The sequence below is a fragment of the Sedimentibacter acidaminivorans genome (assembly GCF_017873955.1).
Lineage (GTDB): Bacteria > Bacillota > Clostridia > Tissierellales > Sedimentibacteraceae > Sedimentibacter > Sedimentibacter acidaminivorans.
Genome location: NZ_JAGGKS010000003.1, coordinates 95419 through 120331, shown reverse-complemented (window position 1 = coordinate 120331; position 24913 = coordinate 95419). Strand labels below are relative to the sequence as shown.

Annotated in this window: 26 protein-coding genes and 1 riboswitch; of the genes, 24 read left to right on the top strand and 2 right to left on the bottom strand. The window is 28.5% G+C overall.

The window, feature by feature from the left end:
* Positions 1-124 precede the first annotated feature (124 nt).
* The 18 genes from J2Z76_RS06130 to J2Z76_RS06045 all read left to right on the top strand — a co-directional run bounded on the left by J2Z76_RS06130 (position 125) and on the right by J2Z76_RS06045 (position 18136).
* Entirely contained in the window at positions 125-1165 is a 1041-nt protein-coding gene (locus J2Z76_RS06130; RefSeq protein WP_209511136.1) for a M42 family metallopeptidase, read from the top strand.
* Positions 1156-2169: a M42 family metallopeptidase gene (locus tag J2Z76_RS06125; protein WP_209511135.1), complete on the top strand. Its 1014-nt coding sequence runs from the start codon at positions 1156-1158 to the stop codon at positions 2167-2169. The genes J2Z76_RS06130 and J2Z76_RS06125 overlap by 10 nt, the downstream gene beginning before the upstream one ends.
* A 30-nt stretch (positions 2170-2199) precedes the next feature.
* Positions 2200-3186, top strand: a complete 987-nt coding sequence (locus J2Z76_RS06120) for a M42 family metallopeptidase (protein WP_209511134.1) — start codon at positions 2200-2202, stop codon at positions 3184-3186.
* A 150-nt stretch (positions 3187-3336) separates the two neighbouring features.
* Positions 3337-3525, top strand: a complete 189-nt coding sequence (locus J2Z76_RS06115) for an amidohydrolase family protein (RefSeq protein WP_209511383.1) — start codon at positions 3337-3339, stop codon at positions 3523-3525.
* On the top strand, positions 3452-3913 hold the full coding sequence (locus J2Z76_RS16815; protein WP_209511133.1) for a stalk domain-containing protein: 462 nt from the start codon (positions 3452-3454) through the stop codon (positions 3911-3913). The genes J2Z76_RS06115 and J2Z76_RS16815 overlap by 74 nt, the downstream gene beginning before the upstream one ends.
* Positions 3914-4322: 409 nt before the next feature.
* Entirely contained in the window at positions 4323-4805 is a 483-nt protein-coding gene (locus tag J2Z76_RS06105) for an RNA polymerase sigma factor SigV (protein WP_209511382.1), read from the top strand.
* A 17-nt stretch (positions 4806-4822) separates the two neighbouring features.
* Positions 4823-5719 (top strand): anti-sigma-V factor RsiV, encoded by an 897-nt coding sequence (rsiV, locus tag J2Z76_RS06100; RefSeq protein ID WP_209511132.1) that lies wholly within the window; start codon positions 4823-4825, stop codon positions 5717-5719.
* A gap of 162 nt (positions 5720-5881) precedes the next feature.
* Positions 5882-6406 carry a DUF4358 domain-containing protein gene (locus tag J2Z76_RS06095; RefSeq protein ID WP_209511131.1) on the top strand — a complete coding sequence of 175 codons (525 nt, stop codon included), beginning with the start codon at positions 5882-5884 and terminating at the stop codon, positions 6404-6406.
* A gap of 241 nt (positions 6407-6647) precedes the next feature.
* On the top strand, positions 6648-7907 hold the full coding sequence (locus J2Z76_RS06090) for an MBOAT family O-acyltransferase (protein ID WP_342455019.1): 1260 nt from the start codon (positions 6648-6650) through the stop codon (positions 7905-7907).
* A gap of 18 nt (positions 7908-7925) precedes the next feature.
* Complete coding sequence (locus tag J2Z76_RS06085; protein ID WP_209511129.1) at positions 7926-9023, top strand: DHHW family protein; 1098 nt, start codon at positions 7926-7928, stop codon at positions 9021-9023.
* Positions 9024-9239: 216 nt separating this feature from the next.
* Entirely contained in the window at positions 9240-9992 is a 753-nt protein-coding gene (locus J2Z76_RS06080; RefSeq protein WP_209511128.1) for a hypothetical protein, read from the top strand.
* Positions 9993-10161: 169 nt separating this feature from the next.
* Positions 10162-10593 (top strand): GNAT family N-acetyltransferase, encoded by a 432-nt coding sequence (locus tag J2Z76_RS06075; RefSeq protein ID WP_209511127.1) that lies wholly within the window; start codon positions 10162-10164, stop codon positions 10591-10593.
* Positions 10594-10961: 368 nt separating this feature from the next.
* Positions 10962-12191: a flavodoxin family protein gene (locus tag J2Z76_RS06070; RefSeq protein ID WP_209511126.1), complete on the top strand. Its 1230-nt coding sequence runs from the start codon at positions 10962-10964 to the stop codon at positions 12189-12191.
* A gap of 200 nt (positions 12192-12391) precedes the next feature.
* On the top strand, positions 12392-14707 hold the full coding sequence (gene helD, locus J2Z76_RS06065; RefSeq protein ID WP_209511125.1) for an RNA polymerase recycling motor HelD: 2316 nt from the start codon (positions 12392-12394) through the stop codon (positions 14705-14707).
* A 218-nt stretch (positions 14708-14925) separates the two neighbouring features.
* Positions 14926-15603, top strand: a complete 678-nt coding sequence (locus J2Z76_RS06060) for a class I SAM-dependent methyltransferase (RefSeq protein WP_209511124.1) — start codon at positions 14926-14928, stop codon at positions 15601-15603.
* Positions 15604-15823: 220 nt separating this feature from the next.
* Positions 15824-16636, top strand: a complete 813-nt coding sequence (locus J2Z76_RS06055) for a phosphorylase family protein (protein ID WP_209511123.1) — start codon at positions 15824-15826, stop codon at positions 16634-16636.
* 134 nt (positions 16637-16770) lie between these two features.
* A complete protein-coding gene (locus J2Z76_RS06050) occupies positions 16771-17238 on the top strand; it encodes a GNAT family N-acetyltransferase (RefSeq protein ID WP_209511122.1) in 468 nt (155 codons plus the stop codon).
* A 184-nt stretch (positions 17239-17422) separates the two neighbouring features.
* Complete coding sequence (locus J2Z76_RS06045) at positions 17423-18136, top strand: DNA-formamidopyrimidine glycosylase family protein (protein ID WP_342455018.1); 714 nt, start codon at positions 17423-17425, stop codon at positions 18134-18136.
* A gap of 116 nt (positions 18137-18252) precedes the next feature.
* Here the strand turns inward: J2Z76_RS06045 and J2Z76_RS06040 are convergent, their stop codons facing one another.
* Together J2Z76_RS06040 and J2Z76_RS06035 are read right to left on the bottom strand one after the other, a co-directional pair.
* Positions 18253-19164 carry a cation diffusion facilitator family transporter gene (locus tag J2Z76_RS06040; RefSeq protein ID WP_209511121.1) on the bottom strand — a complete coding sequence of 304 codons (912 nt, stop codon included), beginning with the start codon at positions 19162-19164 and terminating at the stop codon, positions 18253-18255.
* Positions 19165-19221: 57 nt separating this feature from the next.
* Positions 19222-19312, bottom strand: a riboswitch (NiCo riboswitch).
* A gap of 168 nt (positions 19313-19480) precedes the next feature.
* A complete protein-coding gene (locus tag J2Z76_RS06035) occupies positions 19481-19663 on the bottom strand; it encodes a hypothetical protein (RefSeq protein ID WP_209511400.1) in 183 nt (60 codons plus the stop codon).
* 225 nt (positions 19664-19888) lie between these two features.
* On the opposite strand from J2Z76_RS06035, the gene J2Z76_RS06030 reads away from it, so the two are divergent.
* The 6 genes from J2Z76_RS06030 to J2Z76_RS06005 all read left to right on the top strand — a co-directional run bounded on the left by J2Z76_RS06030 (position 19889) and on the right by J2Z76_RS06005 (position 24895).
* Positions 19889-20458, top strand: coding sequence for a histidine phosphatase family protein (locus J2Z76_RS06030; protein WP_209511120.1), 570 nt, complete (start codon positions 19889-19891; stop codon positions 20456-20458).
* A gap of 133 nt (positions 20459-20591) precedes the next feature.
* On the top strand, positions 20592-22400 hold the full coding sequence (locus J2Z76_RS06025) for a sensor domain-containing diguanylate cyclase (protein WP_209511119.1): 1809 nt from the start codon (positions 20592-20594) through the stop codon (positions 22398-22400).
* A 250-nt stretch (positions 22401-22650) separates the two neighbouring features.
* Positions 22651-22824 carry a hypothetical protein gene (locus J2Z76_RS06020; RefSeq protein WP_209511118.1) on the top strand — a complete coding sequence of 58 codons (174 nt, stop codon included), beginning with the start codon at positions 22651-22653 and terminating at the stop codon, positions 22822-22824.
* Positions 22825-22937: 113 nt separating this feature from the next.
* A complete protein-coding gene (locus J2Z76_RS06015) occupies positions 22938-24074 on the top strand; it encodes a M20/M25/M40 family metallo-hydrolase (protein ID WP_209511117.1) in 1137 nt (378 codons plus the stop codon).
* Between the two features lie 40 nt (positions 24075-24114).
* Positions 24115-24615: a GNAT family N-acetyltransferase gene (locus tag J2Z76_RS06010; protein ID WP_209511116.1), complete on the top strand. Its 501-nt coding sequence runs from the start codon at positions 24115-24117 to the stop codon at positions 24613-24615.
* A gap of 58 nt (positions 24616-24673) precedes the next feature.
* Complete coding sequence (locus J2Z76_RS06005) at positions 24674-24895, top strand: hypothetical protein (protein ID WP_209511115.1); 222 nt, start codon at positions 24674-24676, stop codon at positions 24893-24895.
* The last annotated feature ends 18 nt before the right edge of the window (positions 24896-24913 follow it).

The window sequence follows — 24913 nt, the reverse complement described above, 5'->3', positions numbered from 1 at the left end:
AAACTCATATAATGAAACAATAATATATAAGTATTTCATATATCACCTCAAACAACAAAATAACTATACAATTAAGTATGCAATTTGCTTTTTTAATCATACTAACCCAGAAAGGAGAATTAATATGATAAAAAACTTTTTATTTGAAGTATGTTCAAATCATTACGTTTCAGGATATGAACATACCAATGGTAATATATTAAAAAAATATTTTCAACCATATACTGACTCGTTCGAAGAAGATAACATAGGAAGCTACATATTCAAATCAACAGGTACAAACTCCACAAAAATAATGTTAGCAGCTCATAGCGATGAAATTGGATTAATGATAACATCAATTCTAGATAATGGATTTCTTAGATTTACATCTGTAGGAGGAATAAATGCAGCATCACTAGTAGCCCAGGACATAATTATTTATGGCAAAGAATCTATATTTGGTGTAATAGGAATCAAACCACCGCATTTGACCCCCGAAGAAGAAAGAGAAAAACCGTTAAAAACAAAAGATTTATTTATAGATACAGGACTATCAAAAAAAGAACTTGAAAAGAAGGTATCAATAGGAGATATAGCAGTTATAAAAAGACAGCCCTTAGCTTTACAAAATAGTATAATTTCGTCAAGACAACTTGATGATAAAGCTGGAATAGCAGTTATGCTAGTTGTTGCTCATGAATTAAAGAAAATTTCTCACAATAGCAATATATATTATGCAGCCACTGCACAAGAAGAAACAGGTTGTAGAGGTTCTGCAACTGCAAGCTATAAAATTAACCCCGATATTGGAATAGTACTGGATGTAGGATTTGGACTTACACCAGATATGCCACCAGAAACAGCATCTTTAGGAAAGGGCCCTGCAGTTGCAATAGGTGGTCGATTTAATCCAAAGCTTACTAAAAAATTTATTGAAGTATGCAAACAATATAATTACGAGTTTCAATACGAAGCTTCTCCATCATCATCAGGAACTGATACAGAATCATTACAAATAAATAGAGAGGGTATCCCTTGTATACTATTGTCTATACCTCTTAGATACATGCATACATCAGTTGAAACTATTGATTTAAAGGATATAGAAACAACTGGTAAGGCAATTGCAAGGTTTATAAATGAAATAGATAATTCTGATTTGGAGGAAATATTATGTTTTTAAAAGAATTAACTGAACTTTCCGGCGTATCAGGTTGTGAATACGAAGTAAGAAACTATATAAAGTTAAAATTAAATGAAATTGGTTGTGAAAATTATGTAGATAAGCTTGGAAATATAATAGCCCACAATAAAGGTAAAAAAAATAAAACAATAATGGTAGCAGCTCATATGGATGAAGTTGGGCTAATTGTATCTCATATAGATTCAAATGGATTTATTAAATTTCAAGCTGTTGGTGGAATAGACCAAAGAGTATTGAATTCAAAAGTAGTTGAAGTTGGTGAATGTAAAATACCAGGAGTTATAGGTTCTAAAGCTATACATCTCATGAGTGCAGACGAAAAAGGCAAGGCTTTACCAATTGACAAATTATATATTGATATTGGTTCAAATTCAAAAGCAGAAACTGAGAAACTTGTAAGCATTGGTGATTATGTTACATTTAAAAGCGATTATGTAGAATTTGGCGATAATATGATAAAAGCAAAGGCATTAGATGATAGAGCAGGTTGTAGCGCTATTATAGAGCTACTTTCTATGAAACTTGATGTAGATTTTTATGCTGTTTTTACTGTAATGGAAGAAGTAGGATTAAGGGGTGCTTATACAGCTGCTTATGCATTAGAACCTGATTTAGGAATTGTTATTGAGGGTACTGTTTGTGCTGATATGCCTGAAATTGAAGACCATTCAAATTCTACATCTATAAATAATGGACCAGCAATATCTATTATGGATAAATCAACTGTATATGATATAGATGAAGTTAGACGTGTAGCTAAAGTAGCAGAAAATAATAATATTCCATATCAGTTTAGAAAATCATCATCTGGAGGAAATGATGCTGGAGCTATACATAAAACCAAAAATGGTTCTAAGGTAGTAGCATTAGCAGTTCCATGCAGATATATCCATTCATCTGTCAATGTAGCAAGTAAAAATGATTACAATAATTTAGTAACACTTGTAAAAATGATTTTATTAGAAGAAAATAAAGAACAATAATAAAAATTAACAAGTGAAAGGAGAAATAACATGGAATTTAATAGTGAATTAATGAAGAAATTTTCAAATTGTTTCTCTCCATCAGGTAGAGAAAATAATATAAGAAATTTAATTAAAGAAGAAATTAAAGATTATGTAGATGAACTCACTACAGACCCTCTGGGAAATCTAATTGCAAGAAAAAAGGGAAATGGCAAAAAAATATTATTTTCAGCACATATGGACCAAATAGGTTTAATAATTACACATGTTGATGAAAAAGGGTTTCTTAGATTTTCAAATGTCGGAGGACTTCATCCTAAGGAACTGCTTGGTCTTAGAATGATATTTGATAATAATTTAGAAGGTGTAATTTGTTCGGAAGAACTAAAGGATAAAGAAAAACTAACAATGAGCAAATTATATTTAGATGTTGCCTCTACATCAGTTGATTTTGTAAAAAATAATTTTCAGATAGGTGATATGTGTGTATTTAAATCAGAATATTATGAAACAGAGGACTGCGTAATTTGTAAGGCAGCAGATGATCGAATTGGTTGTTATATTTTAATAGAGGCTTTAAAAAATCATCCTGCAACAGATAATGACATATATTATGTTTTCTCAGTCCAAGAGGAAGTTGGATGTAGAGGAGCTAAAACTGCAGGCTATGGAATTAATCCTGATATTGCAATAGCTCTTGATGTTACAGCAACTGGCGATTCACCTGATGGAATAAAGATGGATGTAAAATTAGGTGGTGGTGCAGCAATAAAGTTAATGGATAAATCCCTTATAACACACCCACAAGTTAAAGAACTCTTAACAAACTTATCTATTGAAAACAATATTAAGTATCAATATGAAGTGTTAGAATTTGGAGGTACAGATTCGGGAGCTATCCATATGACTAGAACAGGTGTACCAAGTGGTGTAATATCTATTCCAACAAGGAATATACATTCATCTGGAGAAATATTTAACAAAAATGATGTACTAGAATGCATCAAATTAACAATATCAATTACAAAATCGTAGGACGTTTGTTGTCTTACATCAAAATGCAATGGTGACAATTCCATTGCATTTCCTTTTTTTGCTATCTTTTTCTTGTCATTAAATAACTTGTACCAAATAGAATTAAATATATTCTACATGATAAAACTAATATCATGATAGAATACTTGGATTATAGGAAGAGGTTGGAATCAAGAAGTATGGGACGACCCACAGTTTCCTACAAAAGAAGATTTAGATAAAGTAGCTCCTAATAACCCGGTAGCATTAATCCGTACATGTGGTCATGCTACATGGGCAAATAGCATGGCACTTCAGTTCTTTAGAGGCTGGAAAACTTGCAGACTTTGTTATCCTTGATAGAGACTATATGACATGTCCAGAAAGAGATATAAAAGACATTTTACCTCTAGCGACTATTGTAGGTGGAGAAGTTGTATATATTAAAAATAATGAAGAAGTAACTGTAATGTGGAAAGGTATGCCATTGAAATTTGATGTTAAACCGATACTTGAAAATGGTGTAACTTATGTTTCTGCAAAAGTGTTGTTTGATAATATGGGTATAGAATACATTTACGATTCAAATAGTGGCAAAATAACAGCTAAAAATGAATTAACTACAAAAGAAGTATCTATTAAACAAGTAAATAATCAGCTATACGTACCGCTTAGAGAAGTTCCTGAGTATTTTGGATATCAAGTTGATTGGTATCCTGAAAGCATGTCTATATCACTAGGTCTGTAAGCGTTGAAGAATATTTATTAAAATAATAAATTTCTTAATGTTAAATATTATTATAGTATTATTTTTATAGATGTATTGTAATTATATGCGATTACTGTTTATATAATTATTAATTAACTCATAAATTTATCATAGAAAATTATTATAATTAATGTCGAAATCTAGTCCAGATTAATACATTAAAGAATAAAAGATGCTGAAGAAAAAGGATTTAAGGAATATTTTACTTTACAATGAAGGTGAGCATAATTTCTTGTCATAGAATCATGCTTACCTTTATTGTAAAATTAAATATTTATAGGACTAAAATTTAAAATATAAATTAAAACTTTTTGATATAAATTGACGTCTAAAAGATGTAAGTCAATTTATATGTGCATATATGTAAGGAAAGGTGAAATTCGTGCGAATTAATTCAAGTTTAGAAAAAAAGTTAGAAAATTATGTTGTTGAAAATAAAGAAAAACACTATAGGATAGCATATAGTTATGTAAAAAATGTTGATGATGCTTTGGATATTGTTCAAGAAGCTATATTTAAAGCTATCGTATCGCTAGATAATTTAAAAAATCCTGAGTATATTAGAACTTGGTTTTATAGGATATTAATTAATTCAGCAATAGATTTTATTAGGAAGCAAAAGAAAATAGTGGTGGTAGATGATGAATTTATATCGTCTTTTGACTGTGGAACAGTTGATAAATATAAAGATGTAGATTTATATAGAGCATTAGATGAATTACCTGACAACTACCGCAGCATTATTATATTAAGATTTTTTGAAGACTTGAAAATAGAAGAAGTGGCTGAAATTCTTGATGAAAATGTAAATACAGTTAAAACCAGGTTATACAAATCACTAGAGAAGTTACGTATTAAAATTAATGAATAAATTTAGGAGGATTAGTGATGGATGAAAATAAAATAGATCAGCTAAAAAAAGAATACATTAATATACCTATTCCTATGGAACTAGAATTTACAGTAAAAAAATCACTAAAGGAAGGTAAAAAAATTATGAATAAAAAAATATACCTTAAAAGAATGTGTGCTACTGCAGCTTCAATAGCTATTGTTTCAACAGTCTTAACAATAGGGGTAAATACAAATGAAGCATTGGCAGAAACATTGTCAGATGTACCAGTTTTAGGTGGAATTGTAAAAGTATTGACATTTAAAGAATATAAAATTAATGAAGAAACTTATGATGCTAATATAAAAACACCAGCAATAGATGGATTAGATAATAAAGATTTACAAAACAGCCTAAATGAAAAATATTTAGCTGAAAATAAAGAACTATATGAACAATTTACGACCGATATGGAGAGCTTAAAGCAAAATGGCGGAGGTCATATGGGAGTAGATAGCGGATATGTTATAAAAACTGATACAGACAAAATATTGTCAGTTGGTCGTTATGTTGTAAATATTGTTGGATCTTCATCAACAACATTTAAGTATGATACAATAGACAAAGAAAATGAAATATTAATAACTCTTCCTAGTCTTTTCAAGGATGACAGTTATATTGAAATTATCAGCGAAAATATAATAAAACAGATGATAGAGCAAAATAAAGCTGATGAAAATAATATGTATTGGATTAAAGAGTTACAACCTGAAATAAAAGAAACATTTGAAAAAATATCTAAGGATCAGGGTTTCTATATAACTGCTGAAGGTAACTTAGTAATTTCATTTGATAAGTATGTAGTTGGTCCTGGTGCTATGGGAGTTGTTGAATTTGTAGTTCCAACAGAAGTACTATCAGATGTTTTAGTAAGCAATGAATATATCAAATAAAATATTTTTTAAAGTTAAGATGAACTGTATCCGATGATATGGTTCATCTTTTTTAATGGAATAACTTTATAACAAGATGAAAAAAATCTTATGGAACTTATTATAGATAAAATCGTCTAATTATATGTCGACAAAATTAAATAAAACAACTAGGAGCGTAACATGAAAAAAAATAATATCATTAAAAAATTTAGACTTATTTTATTAGGCTGTGTACTATTATTAACATTTGTGGCTTGTTCACCAAGTGAATCATCAAATGGAGATACCGGAAAGGATACTACTGCAAATGAAAATCCTCTTGCAGCGGAGTCACTTTCTTCAATACTTGATAAACTTTATGTAGAGGCAGGGATTGAAACTGCGAAACTTGGACAAACAGAAATTACTACTGAAAATCTAGAATATTTCCTTGGTACAAAAGATATAGAATTTACTGAAGCTATGGCATCTGAGCCTTTGATGACTTCATCAGCACATTCAATAGTATTACTTCGCGTTAAAGAGGGAAGTGACATAGAGAAAATAAAAGAAGATATTAAGACAAATGTAGACCCACGAAAATGGATTTGTGTTGGTGTTGAACCTGAAAATGTCATAGTTGACAATGTTGGAAATATGGTAATTCTTATTATGGATGAGAACTCCACAGAATTTCATAAAGCATTCTTAGAGCTTGTTAAATAAGTTATAAGTTTATAACTAAAATAAATAACACTTCATTTGAAAAATTACAAATGAAGTGTTATTTAAATAATAGAAGTAATTTCAGAAAGGAATTATATATATGGTTTTTTCAAGCATGACTTTTTTATTTTGTTTTTTTCCAATAGTTCTAATATTGTATTTCCTGGTACCATATAAAGCAAAAAACATTGTTCTTCTTATATCGAGTTTGATTTTTTATTTTCTTGGTGAACCTAAATTTATGTTTACATTTATTTTTTCAATAATATTGAACTATATATTTGGTTTATTAATAGATAAATTCAATACGTTATTTTATAGAAAAGTAGCTATTATTACAGCAATAGCTATAAACCTCACTCTAATTGGATTACTTAAGTATTCCAATTTTATAATTGAAAATATTAATTCTTTATTTTCTTCAGAGATATCTTTGTTTAAATATGCATTACCAATAGGTATTAGTTTTTATACTTTTCAAGCAATTAGCTATATAATTGATGTATACAGAAAAGAAGTATCGGCACAAACAAATTTTATTAAATTAGCTTTATATATATCACTTTTTCCACAGCTAATAGCAGGACCTATTGTTCGATATAAAACAATAAACGAAGAACTTTCAATGAGAAAACATAGTTTTGAAGATTTTTCATATGGTGTTAAAAGGTTTATATTTGGACTATCTAAAAAATTAATAATTGCAGATCAGCTTGCCACATTATGGACACTTTCCATAGAAACTAACCAACCTTCGGTAATATATTATTGGTTGGGTGCAATAGCATTTTCTTTACAAATATATTTTGATTTTTCAGCATATAGTGATATGGCAATTGGAATGGGTCGTATGTTTGGTTTTCATTTTTTAGAAAATTTCAATCACCCTTTTTGTTCAAAGAGTATAACTGAATTTTGGCGTAGGTGGCACATTTCACTTGGTAGCTGGTTTAGAGATTATCTTTATATACCTTTAGGTGGTAATAGAACAGGCGTACTAAGATGGGGAATAAATATATTTATAGTTTGGTGTTTAACTGGTTTTTGGCATGGAGCTGATTGGAATTTCATTTTGTGGGGGCTTATGTTTGGAGTCGTATTAGTTTTAGAAAAAATATTTTTATTACGACTACTAAATAAAATCCCATCATTATTTACTCATATATACACTATGTTGATAGTTGTTTTTAGTTTTGTATTATTTAATAATGAAATAATAGATGCTATAGAATTTATAAAATCAATGCTTTTCATGACTGATATTCCATTTTTTACAGTTGAAAGCAATTATTATTTAGGAAGCTATTTGTACGTTTTGATTATTGCAATAATTTTTTCTACAGAAATACCAAAATATATATTTTTAAAATTAAACATTAAACCCTTATGGAACAAAATATTTAATTTTACTGAACCAATAATGTTGGTTATTATTTTACTATTATCTGTAGGGTATATGGTAGATTCATCATTTCAACCATTTTTATATTTTAGGTTTTAGGAGGCATTAAAAAATATTATGAAAAATAAAATAATTTCAATTTCATTTATAGGAATATTGATTACAGTATTTCTTTTAAACTCTATTTTGCCTGCTAAAGCTATTTCTAAAAGTGAAAGGCGAAAATTATCTCAATTTCCTGAATTATCTATTAATACAGTTTTAAATGGTGAATTTACGAAAAAATATGAAAAGTATTTACTTGACCAAGTTGCATTAAGAGATACGTATAGAACAATAAAAACATTATCTAATTTTTATATATTTCATTTTTATGACCAACATGGTATTTATTTAAAAGATAATCATGTATTTAAGATGGAATATCCTTATCATCAGCTAAGTGTAGAAAAGATGGCTGATAAAATTAATTATGTATATGAAAAATATTTTAATGGTATGAATGTATATTTTTCTTTAATACCTGATAAAAATTATTATTCAAAAGATGAAAAATATCTTTTTATAGATTACGATAATATTGAAGTAATATTGAAGAAAAAATTAAAAAATTTGAAATATATATCTTTATTTGATTGCCTTTCTTTAGATGATTATTATAAAACAGATTTGCATTGGAAACAAGAGAATATTAATGAAGTTGCAGAAAAGTTACTTTCAGCAATGAATAAAGATTTTGTTTCCATAGATAATGAATATGATAAAAAATTATATTATCCTTATTATGGTTCATATTACGGACAATCAGCATTACCTCTTAATCCTGATACTATAACATATCTTTCAAATAATGTAATAGATAATGCAACAGTATATTATTATACCGATTATAAATCTTCGCCCATTAAAACAACAATATATAACCAAGATGATTTATTAGGGGTAGATTCTTATGATATATTTCTATCTGGTGCTAAGCCAATAGTTGAAATTAATAATAATATAAGTAAATATAATAAAGAATTAATTATATTTAGAGATTCCTTTGCTAGTAGTCTTTCGCCACTTTTGCTTAGTCAATACAGTAAAATTACATTAGTAGATTTAAGGTATATTAGTTCTGATTTAGTGGGTGACTTTATAAATTTTAAAGATCAAGATATATTATTTTTATATAATACATTAATTATTAATAATAGCGAAATGATAAAATAGCAACAAATGTGAACAACCATATATATATTAATATTCGTTAATATGCAAATAAATGTTACATTTGTCTTACTTGTGGCTTGTCATTTTAATCCTTATAATGTTTTATTTGAAAAAATAACAATTGCAAATCAATATACAAATTTGGTGATTTTATGGTATAATATTTACATGAAATTTATAGCATGTTATATTTTCAATATTTTAAGAGGTAATTAAATGTTTAAAAAGTATATTTTCAAACTTATTTTTCGTGTAAGCATTTTTTCTTTTGTACTTTACATGTATTTATTCAACAATGAACTATTAAGAAATGTATTATCATCACATGTAAATGGGATAACGCCTTTGCATGTGGTGTGGTTAATTCTTATGATTGAAATGATAATACAAATATCCCCTCATAGTAAAATAAGCATGGGCTGTTTAAAACAATTTAGAAATAAATATACTTCACCAAAAAATGAGTATGAGGATTTAGAGCTTTATAAAAATATTCAAAAAATGAATATTACAGCTATAAAAGTTCTTCTATCTTGGTTATTTTTTAATGCAATAATTGGTATACTTTATTTAATGGAGATATTAGATGTTCAAGAACTATTGCTTATATCTATGTTTTATTATGTTTGTGATTTGATTTGCGTAATCATTTGGTGTCCGTTTCAAAGTCTTATTATGAAAAATCGTTGCTGTGTTAATTGCAGAATATTTAATTGGGGCCATTTCATGATGTATACTCCTATGCTTTTTATACGAAGCTTTTTTTCATGGAGCTTATTTTTCATGTCTATATTAATTCTAATTCGGTGGGAAATAGTGTATCTCAAATATCCTGAAAGGTTTTGGGAAGGTTCTAATGAGTCACTAAAGTGTATACATTGCAATGATAAAATGTGTAAAATAAAAAAGCCAGTTTTGAGTAATTTAATTAAAGAATCAGATTGTATCAAAACATATGATCGTACATAGCTTTTGCATAGACATATTTACAACAATTTATTTCTAAAAGCAAGCTAAATTAAGGAATATACATGTCACTACTAAACCATATTATTTATAAAACAGAAAAAAAGACTTACAAAACTATAGATTATATTGAAATGAAAAAAATATTAAATAATTGATGAGGTAAAGATTTATGCATATTGAAAATTTTGTAATTGAAGACTATGAAAATGCGTACAAACTATGGACAAATACTAAAGGAATGGGTATGCGAAGCCTTGACGACTCAAAAGACGGTATTGCTAAATTCTTAACGAGAAATCCTTCAACTAATTTCGTTGCAAAAATTAACAACGAAATTATTGGTGTGATTTTAAGTGGCCATGATGGACGTAGAGGCTATATTTATCATGCGTCTGTGAATGTAAATTATCGAAATCAAGGTGTTGGTACAAAATTACTTGAAGCTGTTTATAAATCAATGAAAGAAGAAGGTATCAACAAAGTAGCCTTGGTAGTTTTTAAAACTAATGATATTGGTAATACGTTCTGGAAATCTTCAGGTTTAGAAGAAAGAAATGATTTAAATTATTACAATATAAGCTTAAATAGCCAAAATATATAATTATATGAAAAACCAAATTAAAATTAAGATGAACTGTATCTGATGATATGGTTCGTTTTATTTTGTATGGTCTAATATTAAATATTATTGATATTATTGTAGAATTATTTTTGCATATGTATTATAATAAAATACAGTTAATTTATACCAATACTATTAATTGCTTCAAGACTAAAGGAGAACATAAATTGATTACAGGAGAATTAAGAAATAAAGTTGATAAAGTTTGGGAAATATTTTGGACAGGGGGTATTACTAACCCTTCAAAGGTGATTTATATGAATATTTGCTTTCAAAAGTTGCTATTTTATCTAACTATAGAATCATATTTTCATAAAATATATTAAGTTATTGAAGGGGAGATAATATTGAAAACTATATTTGATTTAAGAAAAGAACAAGAGGCTGAAATTTATGAGGCTATACAAAGTCTTTATGATGAACCTCTTAAAGTGGTTAGCTTAGCTGAAAAATCAATTAATGAATGTATTGGCTGTTGGGACTGTTGGTTAAAAACTCCAGGTAAATGTGTAATGAAGGATCCAATGGCTGAAATTTATCCTGATTATATAAACAGTGATACTGTAATTTTACTTATGGACGCTGCTCAAGGATTTATCAACCATAAAGCTAAAGCTTTTTTCGATAGGTCGATTCCACATTATCATCCATATATTATAATAGAAGATGGCGAATGCCATCATCTTTCTAGATATAAATCATACCCTGATATGGTATTTTACTATGATACAAAAGGCTTAACTATTCAAGAAGAAAATGTTATAGAGGATTATTTATATCGTACTGCCTACCAGTTTAAATCTAAAGCATACCGCATTATAAAAGATGTTAGTCTTCAATTACGTCTATTGGAATCAAGGAAGGCTAAAAGACAGGCTGTGGAGTTTAATTCAGTTGAACCTATGGAAAAATTAGTGATTTATAATGGTTCTCCTAGAAGGAGTGGCAGCAATTCGACCCTTATTTTGGAAAAAGTTCATGAAGTTCTTGGTAATAAAGTTGAGATTCGTGATTTGAAGAGAAGAGATAAGTGGGAAGAGTGGGCGATGACATTTAAAAATGAGGATCATGTTATGTTCTTTATGCCATTATATGTCCATGCAATGCCTTCACATCTCATGAAATTTATGGAGAAACTTGAACCTTCTAGAGGAAGTATAAGCTTTTTTGTGCAATCTGGTTTTCCAGAAAGTAGCCAATCTTATTATCTAGAAGCATATTTTCAACAATTATCTCTGAGATTAGGAAGAACTTATGTTGGTACAGCTATTAAAGGTGGAGTAGAAGGTTTGCAGATAAGACCTGCTAAGTCTCAAGAAAAGACTATAGAACCAATGGTAAATTCCATTGTTAACTTAATGAGTGAAGGAAGTTTTAATCAAAATGATATTTCCCAATTGGCTAAACCAATTAAGCTAGGAAAAGGCATGGAAATTCTCTTTAAAGTATTTTCCAAGTTAGGGCTAGTAAACTTTTTTTGGAACCAACAGCTTAAGGAAAATAATGCATATGAAAAAAGGTTTGATTGTCCTTATTTATGCTTAAACAAAGGAAGCACTAAGTCCGAAATTCTTTAATAAAAAATATTCTATATTGCTATAACATAAATTATGATAAACAGGATGTACATGAACTAAATATATCAATTAACCACAAAATGAGTAAATATAGAATTTCACAAACCAGTTACAGCGATTATAAAAGAAAGAAAATTTACAAGAGCATTTAGTACTAAGAAAATAGATAAATGTGTGTTGAAAAAGTTTAAGGAGTATACATGTCACTACTAGACCATATTGATTATAAAACAGAAGAAAAAAGACTCAAAGAAACTGTCAATTATATTGAAAAATCTATTGAATCATATAAAAAAAACAAAACTATGCATCAAAAAGAAATAAAAGACGCATATTCAAGCTTAGACCCTACTGAAAGTAGCCAAAGCTATGTTTCAATTATGCTTCACACTAGACTTTTAGATGAGCTAGAAAATAATTATGCAAGGCTTTTAAAGGCTATAGATAATCCATATTTCGCTAGAATTGATTTTCGTGAAGAAGACAAATCCAACATAGAAAAATTTTATATTGGAAAGATGTCATTGCAAAGAGAAGACTGGGATGTTCCAATGATATTGGATTGGCGTTCTCCTCTTGCTAGTGTTTATTATGACGGTAGACTAGGTAATGTGGTATATCAAAATTCTTTAGGCGAATCTTTGTCAGGGGAACTTTCACTTAAAAGGCAGTATACAATTGAAAATAAGCAGCTACTAGATATAATGGATGTTGATATTACAGCTACTGATACCTTTTTACAAGCTTCGTTGGGAGAAAATAAAGATAATCGTTTAAAAGATATTGTATCAACTATTCAATCAGAGCAAAATGCAATAATTCGAGCTGATATAAAAAGGCCTTTGATTGTACAAGGGGTTGCGGGAAGCGGTAAAACAACTATAGCTCTTCACCGCATAGCTTATCTAATTTATACATACGAAAAATCTTTTTATCCTGAACAATTTATGATAATAGCTCCTAACCGCTTATTTCTTAATTATATATCTGGAGTATTACCCGAATTAGGTGCAAATAATGTTATACAAACCACATATGCTGATTATGCATTTAAATTAATAGGCGATAAATACAATCTTACTGATTCAGAAGAAAAATTAGTACATATCATTAATGATGATTATACCCAATTAAATAGCAATAAAAAGTCACTTGTAATAAAATCATCTGCTTTTAAAGGTTCCCTTACATTTATAAATATTTTGTTAAGGTATATAAAAAACATTGAAATTAACTACATACCAAAGGAAGATTTTGAACTAGAAGGGCACTTGCTCATGAGTGTAAAAGAAATAAAAAATATAATTTTAAGAGATTATAATCATCTTCCTTTGTATAAAAGATTTGAACAGGTTGAAAAGCATCTTAAATTTCGTTTAGATAAAGAGAAAGATAGAATATATGAACAAACGAAGTTATCTTATGATAAAAAAATTGAAATTATAAGAAGAAATGAACCTGAAAGTGAAGAGCGACGACTTACAATAGTAGATATATTAAATATAAGAGATGCTGCTTTACAAAAAGTTAAAAAAAATATAAAGATAGCTGTAAAAACCTATATGAGCAAATTTATAAAAAGAGATTTGTTTGATTATTATAAGGACATAATTACAAATGAAGAAAATTTGAATTATTTTAGTCTTGGAAAACTAGATGATAAATTTGCATCTTTTATATGTCAATATTCAAATGACATTTTAAAAGGTAAAATGGTTGAACTTGAGGATTTGGCTCCTTTACTATTTATAAAACATAGAATTATGGGATTCGAAGACGAGATCAACATTAAATATGTTGTCATAGACGAAGCACAGGATTTCAGTCCGTTTCAATTTTATGCACTTAAAAAAATGTTTAATACCGACTTTTTTACAATACTTGGAGATTTATCACAGGGAATACATTCATATAGAAGTATCAAAAACTGGAACATAGTTTTAAATAAAATATTTGATACTGATAACAGTCAATATCTGAAATTAGAACAAAGTTACCGTACAACTATTGAAATTATGGATTTAGCAAATGAAGTAATTAAACTTATTCCCAAAGAAGATTTGATAATAGCAAAACCAGTAGTTAGACATGGAGAAATACCATCAATCGCCAAATTTAAATTTAAAAAAGATATAATAAATGAAGCACAGAAAAAAATTATAGATTTGATTTCAGAAGGGTATAAATCAATAGCTGTAATTTGCAAAACTCCAAAAGAATGTAAATCAGTTCACAATGAACTTAAGAAAAATAAACAATTAAACATTAAACTACTTGAAGGTAAAGAAGAACAATATGATAACACCATTGTAATAGTTCCATCTTATTTGTCAAAAGGACTTGAATTTGATGCAGTCATTATTATAAATATAAATGATATTTATAGTGAAGATGAACTTGATTTGAAATTACTTTATGTTTCAATGACAAGAGCACAGCACAAATTATTCGTTTATTACAAAGAAGGAAAAAATAATTTATTAGAGAGGATAAGCCTTGGTAGTTTTCAAAACTAATGATATTACCTTAAAACAACAAAACGCTTTTGAAACGGGTATGATCATTATAGTAGACAGTATAAATAATAAAATTGTTTACCGTATAGGATCATATCAACCAGTAAAGCGTTTTATTATTTTATCGACAATTATTCGATGTTGGATTGGTATAATAAAAGTAACTTATAAGTAGGGCAATATAGTTTTTATTTCAAAAAATATTTTGGAGGAGAATTATGTCTAATTATTATGAAGAGAATTTAAACTCTGTAAAATTATTTCAGGTTTACCAAACTAAGTATCAAAGGATTAAGCGTTATTTTAATGAAGAAATCGTTTTCATACAAAAGAATTTAAGCAAGAACGATAAAGTATTAGAGATTGGAGCAGGATATGGACGTATCATCAAGGAACTGGGACCATTCTCTGCAAGTGTTGTTGGAATTGATATTTCACAAGCATCAGTGGACCTTGGAAAGGACTACATTAAAGAATGTACTAACTGCGAAATTAAAGTAATGGACGCCTATAATCTTGAATTTAGTGAAGAAGATTTCGATGTGGTACTTTGCTTGCAAAACGGTTTATCTGCAATTAAAGGAGAATCAACTCATTTGATTAATGAATGCTTAAAGGTGCTCAAGCCTGGTGGAAAGGCTTATTTTAGTACCTACAGTGATAAATTTTGGGAGCATAGGTTGGCATGGTTCCAAGAGCAAGCTGATAATGGCTTGCTTGGAGAAATTGATTTTGAAAAAACTAAAAATGGTATGATTGCGTGTAAAGATGGGTTTGTTTCAACTTCTTTCTCAAAAGATGAGCTAATTAAATTAGGTGAGCTTTCAGGATGTCAATACTATATTGAGGAAGTAGATGAAGCTAGCATTTTTCTAATAATTGAAAAACCAAATTAAAAATAAGATGAACTGTATCTGATGATATGGTTCATTTTATTTTGCTTGATTCTTATTATTTCTTTTTACTTGGTTCAATGCTAATGGTTGAAATAAATAACGATCGTAAATTAATATACAATTTTGGAAATTTTATGGTATAATATTTACATATAATGTATTTTACGTTATTATCAATTTTTCAATTTGACACAACTAAATATTAGGAAGGAGATTTCATATGGAATACAAAGATTTAGTTAATTCGTGGAAACGTTTTGGTTCAACTCCTGAGGATGTTTGTCAACAAGTACTTGGAGTTTCTGCTGATAAAATAAATGAAAAAGTAATAATAGCACCTTGGTGGAAACCAGATGTGTTTGATAATCTATGGTATGAAAAAACTTTTTTAAATAATTCTGATGACGCAGATATAAATGTATGGAATATAAAAACAAATGACTATAATATTACATACATACAAACAGGAATTGGCGCACCTGTTCTTTCGGATGCGTTGTTAGCGTTAGGAGGTACCAAATGTAAAAAAGCAATATTTGTAGGATCGGTTGGTGCTTTATCAGACAACATTTATATTGGTGACATCGTAATTCCTAAGTTATCAGTATGTGGTGATGGAATGAGTAGATATCTAAAAGGTAGTCCTTTAAAAAATAATGACGCTTTTGGTGAGGTGAGTTATCCAGATACAGAGATGTTTGAAGTGTTAAAAGGCAATACAAAAATAATTTGTGAAGAAAATAATATAAAATGGCATATTGGAACGACCTTTAGTATTGATACAATTGTTGCACAATTTGCTTATATTGATGAAATACTACAAATGGGTTGCAATGTGATTGAAATGGAAACAGCAGCTGCATTTAGAGCAGCTTCAATTGTGAATATTAAACTTGCGGCACTGTTTAGCGTTTCTGATAATACAATGCAGAACAAGTCATTAATATGTGAAATTAACGAAAAAGATCATAATTATAGAAAAGATGTAAGAAAAAATATTTTTCCAAAAATAATTTTAAAAACACTAAAATGATAAATAGATGCGTATTTGAACAAGTCTTTTTATATCATTTCAAAATTTCACCTATATTACTTTAATATTGCAAACGATAACAATTTGTAATATAATGCAAATAATGGAATTATAAAATAGTAGGGGGACTTTATATGGTTAAATTCGAAAAAATGACTATTAATGATTTAAAAGAACACCTTGTTTTACAAAGAAGAGCTTTTTTGCCTTTGTTAGCAAAATATCAAGACGGTAATTTTAGTCCAGCAAATATTACAGAAGCAGAAATGAAAAAAAGAATTGAAAATTCTCAAGGAATTTATTTAAAAATAATATTAGATAGTTTAGACGTAGGCGGAATATATGCCTATACATTAAATAATGGTAGAAATGAAATGTATTTGTCTACTATATATATTTCAAATAATATGCAAGGATGTGGTCTTGCTCAGGAATCAATAAAGCATTTAGAAGAAATGTGCATTGGCATAAAGACATGGTGGCTAGAAGTACCTGAAGGTGAAAACAAAAATATACACATTTACGAAAAATTAGGATATCAGTATACAGGGAAAAAAATAATAATAAATGAAAAACTTACATTACTTTTATATAAAAAGTAATTTGGATGATATGTGAATAGTTTATAAATATGAACTCCAAAAGCAATAATACAAGTTAAGTATATAATTATCTGAATTTTTTATACAGCTTAGTTACTGAAATTTGATTATGCATTTTGGTAATTAATAATTATATACGGTTTTCCAAAAAAACAATGGAAGTTTTACATTTGAGGTGAATAAAATGATTGAAATACCTGAAGCAGTAGTACTAGCAAAACAAATTAATGAAACTATTGTAGGAAAAAGGATTAAAAATGTCTTAGCAGCCCAGTCTCCTCATAAATTTGCATGGTTTAATGGAGACCCACTAGAGTATAATAATCTACTCGAAGGGAAGTTAATTAATAATGCTGAAGCTGTAGGAGGTTTTGTTGAAATTACAATTGAAGATGTTGTTTTGTTATTTCATGATGGAGTTAATTTAAGATATCATGGAGAAAAAGAAAAAAGACCTCAAAAACATCAACTAATGATAGACTTTGAAGATTTATCGGCGATGAGCGCATCTGTTCAAATGTATGGTGGATTATGGTGTTTTTATAAAAACAAGGTCGATCATTCATATTATTTAAATGCAAAAAAGAGAATATCTCCTATTTCTGATAAATTTGACATTGAATATTTTAATGTCATTTATTCTTCAACAGGTGCGGAAAGATTAAGCGCAAAAGCTTTACTTGCTACAGAACAAAGAATTCCTGGACTTGGTAATGGAACATTGCAAGATATTTTATTTAATGCAAAAATCCACCCAAAGAAAAAAGTAGGTTCATTTACCGAGGATAACAAAGATTTGCTTTATAAATCTATAAAAACTACACTTGAAGCGATGATATTTAATGGTGGCAGGGATACTGAAAAAGATTTATTTGGAAACTTTGGAGGGGGTATATAACTAAACTTAGTAAAAATACTGTTGATAAATCGTGCATAGTATGTGGCAGTCAAATAACAAAAGAAGCTTACATGGGAGGGAGTATTTGACAAAAAATAGCTGAATCGTTAGGTGTTTCAGCTATTTTTAACTAATTCAAAAGAAGTCGCTTTAGAATTGACAGCTATAAAAGGTTCAATATGAGCAATTACTTGTGCATTTTTATTTATATTTGCCTTAATTACTTCTTCTATATAATGAACCAACTCGTGTGATTTTTCAACACTCAAATGAGGATCAACCATAATGTGTAAATCAATATACATATCATTTTGGCTTCCTCTGCTTCTAATATTATGAGCGTCCCTAACCTGTTCAAAACTCATTACTAAGTCTCTTATTACTTCAATATCAACAGTTGATTTGTCAACTAAAACATCACTGTTTTCTTTAAAAATTTCATATGCGGCATGCAGAATGAAACATGCTACAATCAAAGATGCAATTTGATCAATAATAGGTGGTAATCCTAATTTAACCCCCATAAGAGTAGCTAACACACCAAGTGATACATAAATATCGCTTCTGGTATGCATGGAATCAGAAATAAGAATCTGACTGTTCATTTCCTTCCCTTTTTTATATTCTGTTACAGATACAAATAAATTGATACCTAATGTAAAAAGCAACACGATAAGGCTTAAAGTAGTTATATTTGGTATAACAGGATTATTAAATCTATTAATCGCACTAATAATAACCTTTCCGCCCACCATAAAAAGCATAACAGATATAAATAAACCAGAGAGTGTTTCAAATTTGTTATGACCATAAGGATGCTCTTTATCTTCTGGCTTTGATGCTAGCTGAATGCCAATTAAACCAACTATGTTAGATGATCCATCTGAAAGCGAATGAAATCCATCTGCAGTCATACTTGCACTTTTAATCATTGAACCTATAATAATTTTTAATATAGCCACAAGTAAATTGGCTATCAATATAATTAAAAGAACTTGTCGTACTATTTTGTAATTATCTTTTTTCATTAAAACACACCTTTCATTATTATTTTATGTAAAAAATCCATGAGAATCTCGTTTCCGAAATGTCCCATGGATTCTAATCCACTGCCTTATAAAGAGGCCCGGCCTCATGCATACTTACGTTACATCGCCTGATCATGATTTTGAATATTATATTGTCTTATCCAATAGATTTATTTCTTAGTTTAATTCTTATAGATATATTATATGGAAAAAAAAATAATATGACATAACTATTTTATTTTTAAACTAGAATAAATTAAGTTAATGCAAACTTGAGAAATAATATAAAAAAACCCTGTAAATCAGGGTTTTAGTGTTAATGTATTGAGTTTTTGGAAGAATCATCCATGTTATTATTATTCGATATTTCTTCTTTGTTTGACTTATTATTTGCTAAATTTTTTATTGTAGGTGCAACAGCATAAACAGCTGCAGCACTTAAACCTAAGCCAATTAACAAACTTCCAGTAGTTAATGATTTATTCATTTTCATTTTCATATTTTTCACCTCTTTATATTGTAGTTTTTCATAATAATATTAGCATATACATTTTTACTATGAAAATTCATTGACAAAAATGGAAAACAAAAGATAACTTTATAAAGAAATAAAGTTGATATTACAGGTTGAATTTTTACAATTATATCATTTCCCACTGAAAAAATATTATGATATAATTTAAGTAATATTTTTTATGTAAATTGAATAATTTGGAGGTTTTTAATGACAATTATATATTTTGTAAGACATGCAGAACCAGATTATAATATCCATGATGATTTAACGAGACCTTTAACTTCAAAAGGAAAAAAGGATGTAGAATTAGTAAATAATTTTTTAGAAGATAAACATATAGATGTAGTATTATCCAGTCCGTTTTTAAGAGCAATAGAAACAGTAAATAAATTTTCAGAGAAAACAAATACGAATATTATTGTAATAGATGATTTTAGAGAACGTAAGATTGATAATTGTTGGATAGAGGATTTTAATAAATTCTCAATGAAACAATGGAATGATTTTGATTATAAATTAAGTAACGGAGAATGTCTTAGAGAAGTTCAACAAAGAAATATAAATGCATTAAAAAAAATTCTTATTGAGTATGAGAATCAGAATATTGTTATTGGAAGCCATGGTACCGCTTTAAGCACAATCATTAACTATTATGATAAATCGTTTTGTTATGACAACTTTAATGAAATCAGAACGTTAATGCCCTGGATTGTAAAGTTTACATTTAATTCAGAACATTGTGTAGAAATTGAAAAAATAAATGTATTCACATTATAAAGATGATTCTTTTATGATATGACTTTGATGAAATATAAGTAGATAACATAAATTGCTAATTGTAATTTATTTTGATACGTAGTAGAATTAATATAAAAAATTCATGATTATAGATATTATATATATGCCATGAATGAGAGGTGCTACAGTAGTTATGATAAATTTTCATCATGTTGTAAAGGATATTAATATATTAAAAGATTTTTTATGGTCTCTTGAAATACAATCATATGCTAAAGAGGCTAAATCTATTTTTGTACAAGTCTTTTGTTCACATGCCGAACAAGCGTGGATAGAGAGTATTAATAAATCAATTAAAGAAGCGTTTCCCACAGCAGTATTTGTAGGTTCAACAACCGCGGGAGAGATTGCAGAAGGTCGTCTTCTAATTGGTACAACCGTTTTATCTATATCATTTTTTGAAACTGCATTAGTAAAACCTATTGCTATTTCCTGTTTAAAAGGTAATGAATTAACAAGTGGTAAACAACTTGGCAAAGCTATAAATGAGTCTGGATCAGATATTGCTGGAGTTCTAATACTTGCAACCCCACTAAGTATTGATGTGGCAAACTTATTCAATGGTATGCCTCAAAATGGAAATGACTATCCAATATTTGGAGGGGGCGCGGGAGTCTATTCTTTAGACAACTCAATAATAAATAGTTCTATGATTTTTTGCGGAAATAACTTTTATGAGCATGGAGTTATTGCAGTAGTTTTCTTGGGGAATGATTTACATATTAGTTTAAACTCTTGTTTAGGATGGCAACCATTGAGTAAAGAAATGACCATTACTGAAACAGATGGTAGGTTAGTGAAAAAAATTGATGGTGTAAGGGCATTTGAAATTTACAAACGTTACTTAAAAATTAAAAATGATAATAGTTTTTTTCTTAATGTGTTGGAATTTCCATTTCTATTGGAGAGAAATGGTAAAATCATTGCTCGTGTTCCGCATTTTGTAGATCAAGATGGTAATATAGAATTCATAGCAGATTTGAATGTTGGTGAAAAATTTCGAATAGGTTATGGTGACCCAGAGATAATAGTACAAAATGCTGAATTCATGGAAAAAGCTATGAATGATTTCGAACCAGATGTTATATTTTTATTTAATTGTGTCTGTCATCGCTTTTTAATGCAAAACGATGTAGAACTTGAAATACAGCGCTTTAATGACATTTCTCCTACAGTTGGATTCTATACATATAGTGAGTTTAGTGGAGATAATAATAAAATTCAATCACTAAATTCAACAATGATTGTGGTAGGAATGAGAGAAGGAGAAAAACGCATAAATTCGAGACTATCTGATGAGCCAAAGATTGATAATGCAGACAAATCAGTTATTGTAGATCCATATGCTATTAGGCATAATCGTATTATTTCTCGTTTGGTACATTTTATTAGTGTTGTCACATCAGAGTTGGAACAGGCTAATGATGAACTTACAAAACTTGCTGAAATTGATAAAGTCACACAAATTTATAATAGATTAAAAATAGAAGATATTTTTGAATATGAGTTCAAAAAGTGTGGACGATATAATGTGGATTTTTCTATAATTATGATGGACGTAGATAGATTTAAGCAAATCAATGACTTTAATGGACATTATGTAGGAGATGATGTGCTATTTCAAATAGTTAATATCATAAGGGAAAATGTTAGAGAAACCGATTATGTAGGTAGATGGGGAGGCGATGAATTTTTAATTATACTTCCTCATACGAACATTAAAGAAGCTAGCACTGTTGCTGAGAGAATAAGGTCTTCTGTTAGTTTGTGGGAATTTCCGACGTTAAATAATCAGACATGTAGCTTTGGCGTTGCTAGCTATACATTGGGAGACAACCAAGATAAATTATTGGTACGCGCAGACGAAGCTTTGTATGAAGCTAAGAATAATGGACGAAATAGTGTAGTATTAAAGTTTTAATATAAAATAAAAAATTCGTTAATTACTAAAAAGATCAAAATTATTATATGTAGGGACTAATATTCTTGAATTATTTTTGTTCATTTAAGATATAGTCTCTTTTATTTATAGTAATTTCATATTAATTTAATGTATACTTTAGCCATATAGTTAATTTATATTATTTTACCTTTATTATTTTGACGTTGTAAAGAATAGCAAATTGTAATATAATGTAAATATTGGACGTCAAGACACGAATATAGAGGGATTGAGACCTCGAAAATCTACTTTAGAAATATTAGGCGCTACAAGCGACCATATATTAATTAACTCTACTAATGAAACCAACGTAAATGTTGGAGATGTTATTTCCTTTGATTTAAATTATTCTGCTTTACTTTCATCAATGACATCTCCTTTTGTAGAAAAGATTGTTTTATAAATATATACCATTATTTTTTAGAATGATAATAAAATTTAATGAAAAAGAAAATAATTTAAAATGATTAAGATTATAAAATTGTTGATTTATTAATATTGAAACGGAGAAAAACAATGAAATATAGTTTAAATGAAGAAGCTATTAATTTTATAAGCGAAAGTAAAGAAGAGCAATTAGAGCTTCTAATTAGTCTTGCTAAAATACCAGCACCTTCTCATAAAGAAGATAAAAGAGCTGAGTTTTGTAAACAGTGGTTAGAAAAGAATGGTGCAGAAAATGTATATATTGATGATGCAAAAAACGTAGTATATCCAATTAACTGTGAATCTACTGACGAAATTATTGTTTTTATGGCACACACGGACATTGTTTTTGGAGATGAAGATGAAATACTAGTAAAAAATAAAGACGGACGTCTTTATGCACCCGGTGTTGGAGATGATACAGCTAATGTAGTTAACCTTCTTATGTGTGCAAAATATGTAACTCAAAAGAAGTTAAGTCCACAAAAAGGATTTGTATTTATTATGAATTCATGTGAAGAAGGACTAGGAAATTTAAAGGGTAGCAAAAAAATAGTAGAAACTTTTGGGACACGAATTAAGGAATTTATTTCTTTTGATGGATATGTTGGCACATGTACAAATAAAGCTGTAGGTTCACAGCGATATAAAGTAACAATAACTACCGAAGGTGGACATTCCTATTGGAACTTTGGGAACCAAAACGCAATTTATTTTTTATCTTCAATGATACAAACATTGTATACAATAAATCCACCTAAAAAAGAAAAGACAACATATAATGTAGGAAACATTAGTGGAGGAACATCAGTAAATACAATTGCCGAAAGTGCTTCTATGCTGTATGAATTTCGTTCATTGGACAAAGATTGCTTAAAGCAGTTGGAAAATTTTTTCTGGTCTATTATTGATAGTTATAGAAAAATGAATATTGGTGTAGATGTTAAAGTTATTGGAATTCGACCATGTGATGGAGACATAGATAAAATTAAACTTTATAATTTGACAGAAAAGAATAAAGAAATTATAAAATATTATTATGATGGAGAAATAAATTTAAGTGCATCTTCCACTGATTCCAATATACCACTATCTATTGGTATACCTGCTAATACTATTGGAACAGTAAAAGGTGGCGGTGCGCATACAAGAGGCGAGTGGATAGATATTGAAAGTCTTAATATAGGTTTGAAAATTGCATTGACAATGGTATTGTCATACTTTTAGTATAAAAATATTTCTTTAATTAAAAGAGAAGGGTATAACTATGGAATTTAAAATACGTGAAATGAAAAAAGAAGATTGGGATAGTGTTGCTGATATTTATATGCAAGGCATACAAACTAAAAATGCTTCATTTCAGACAGAAGTACCTGAATATGAAGATTGGGACAAAGGACATCTTAAAGTCGGGAGATATGTTGCTGTAAACGAACAAGATAGAGTTATAGGATGGATAGCATTAAGTCCTACAAGTAGTAGATATGTATATAGGGGTGTTGTTGAAGTAAGTATATATATTTGTGAGTCCAGCAGAAATAATAATATTGGGTGCAAACTTATAAATAAAGTTATCGAAGAAGCAGAAAAGAATGATATATGGACTTTGCAGTCTGGAATATTCGCTACAAATGAAGCAAGTATTTCATTACATAAAAAATGTGGTTTTAGAGTCGTTGGGATAAGAGAAAAAATTGGGCGTGACAGCGATGGAATCTGGCAAGATACAGTTCTTATGGAAAGGCGAAGCAAAATAGTAGAGATGTAGATTGTATATAGAAGTATAGTTATATCAATAAATATTATTCAAATAAAGGGAGTTATTTATGAAGGTTATTACAAAAAATAGTGTTTATATTATTGATGTAAAAAAGAAAATTGTAACTGGCGGAGTACTCGCAAATAGAAATTTATATTACGACCATATTGGATCTGTGAATAAAGGACAAAGACTATTTTTTTATGATAATAATAACAATATATTATTAAAGACTTCTCCTATTCAGGATATAACAGCTTCATTATTTGATGATGAATTTGTTAAGTAATACTGCTGAAGTTTAAAT

Bases quoted from the DNA above. Each gene is read 5' to 3' on its own strand.
- J2Z76_RS06130 (WP_209511136.1), top strand. From the start codon at position 125: ATGATAAAAAACTTTTTATTTGAAGTATGTTCAAATCATTACGTTTCA.
- J2Z76_RS06125 (WP_209511135.1), top strand. From the start codon at position 1,156: ATGTTTTTAAAAGAATTAACTGAACTTTCCGGCGTATCAGGTTGTGAA.
- J2Z76_RS06120 (WP_209511134.1), top strand. From the start codon at position 2,200: ATGGAATTTAATAGTGAATTAATGAAGAAATTTTCAAATTGTTTCTCT.
- J2Z76_RS16815 (WP_209511133.1), top strand. From the start codon at position 3,452: ATGCTACATGGGCAAATAGCATGGCACTTCAGTTCTTTAGAGGCTGGA.
- rsiV (WP_209511132.1), top strand. From the start codon at position 4,823: ATGGATGAAAATAAAATAGATCAGCTAAAAAAAGAATACATTAATATA.
- J2Z76_RS06095 (WP_209511131.1), top strand. From the start codon at position 5,882: ATGAAAAAAAATAATATCATTAAAAAATTTAGACTTATTTTATTAGGC.
- J2Z76_RS06090 (WP_342455019.1), top strand. From the start codon at position 6,648: ATGTTTACATTTATTTTTTCAATAATATTGAACTATATATTTGGTTTA.
- J2Z76_RS06085 (WP_209511129.1), top strand. From the start codon at position 7,926: ATGAAAAATAAAATAATTTCAATTTCATTTATAGGAATATTGATTACA.
- J2Z76_RS06080 (WP_209511128.1), top strand. From the start codon at position 9,240: ATGTTTAAAAAGTATATTTTCAAACTTATTTTTCGTGTAAGCATTTTT.
- J2Z76_RS06075 (WP_209511127.1), top strand. From the start codon at position 10,162: ATGCATATTGAAAATTTTGTAATTGAAGACTATGAAAATGCGTACAAA.
- helD (WP_209511125.1), top strand. From the start codon at position 12,392: ATGTCACTACTAGACCATATTGATTATAAAACAGAAGAAAAAAGACTC.
- J2Z76_RS06060 (WP_209511124.1), top strand. From the start codon at position 14,926: ATGTCTAATTATTATGAAGAGAATTTAAACTCTGTAAAATTATTTCAG.
- J2Z76_RS06055 (WP_209511123.1), top strand. From the start codon at position 15,824: ATGGAATACAAAGATTTAGTTAATTCGTGGAAACGTTTTGGTTCAACT.
- J2Z76_RS06050 (WP_209511122.1), top strand. From the start codon at position 16,771: ATGGTTAAATTCGAAAAAATGACTATTAATGATTTAAAAGAACACCTT.
- J2Z76_RS06045 (WP_342455018.1), top strand. From the start codon at position 17,423: ATGATTGAAATACCTGAAGCAGTAGTACTAGCAAAACAAATTAATGAA.
- J2Z76_RS06040 (WP_209511121.1), bottom strand. From the start codon at position 19,164: ATGAAAAAAGATAATTACAAAATAGTACGACAAGTTCTTTTAATTATA.
- J2Z76_RS06035 (WP_209511400.1), bottom strand. From the start codon at position 19,663: ATGAAAATGAAAATGAATAAATCATTAACTACTGGAAGTTTGTTAATT.
- J2Z76_RS06030 (WP_209511120.1), top strand. From the start codon at position 19,889: ATGACAATTATATATTTTGTAAGACATGCAGAACCAGATTATAATATC.
- J2Z76_RS06025 (WP_209511119.1), top strand. From the start codon at position 20,592: ATGAGAGGTGCTACAGTAGTTATGATAAATTTTCATCATGTTGTAAAG.
- J2Z76_RS06015 (WP_209511117.1), top strand. From the start codon at position 22,938: ATGAAATATAGTTTAAATGAAGAAGCTATTAATTTTATAAGCGAAAGT.
- J2Z76_RS06010 (WP_209511116.1), top strand. From the start codon at position 24,115: ATGGAATTTAAAATACGTGAAATGAAAAAAGAAGATTGGGATAGTGTT.
- J2Z76_RS06005 (WP_209511115.1), top strand. From the start codon at position 24,674: ATGAAGGTTATTACAAAAAATAGTGTTTATATTATTGATGTAAAAAAG.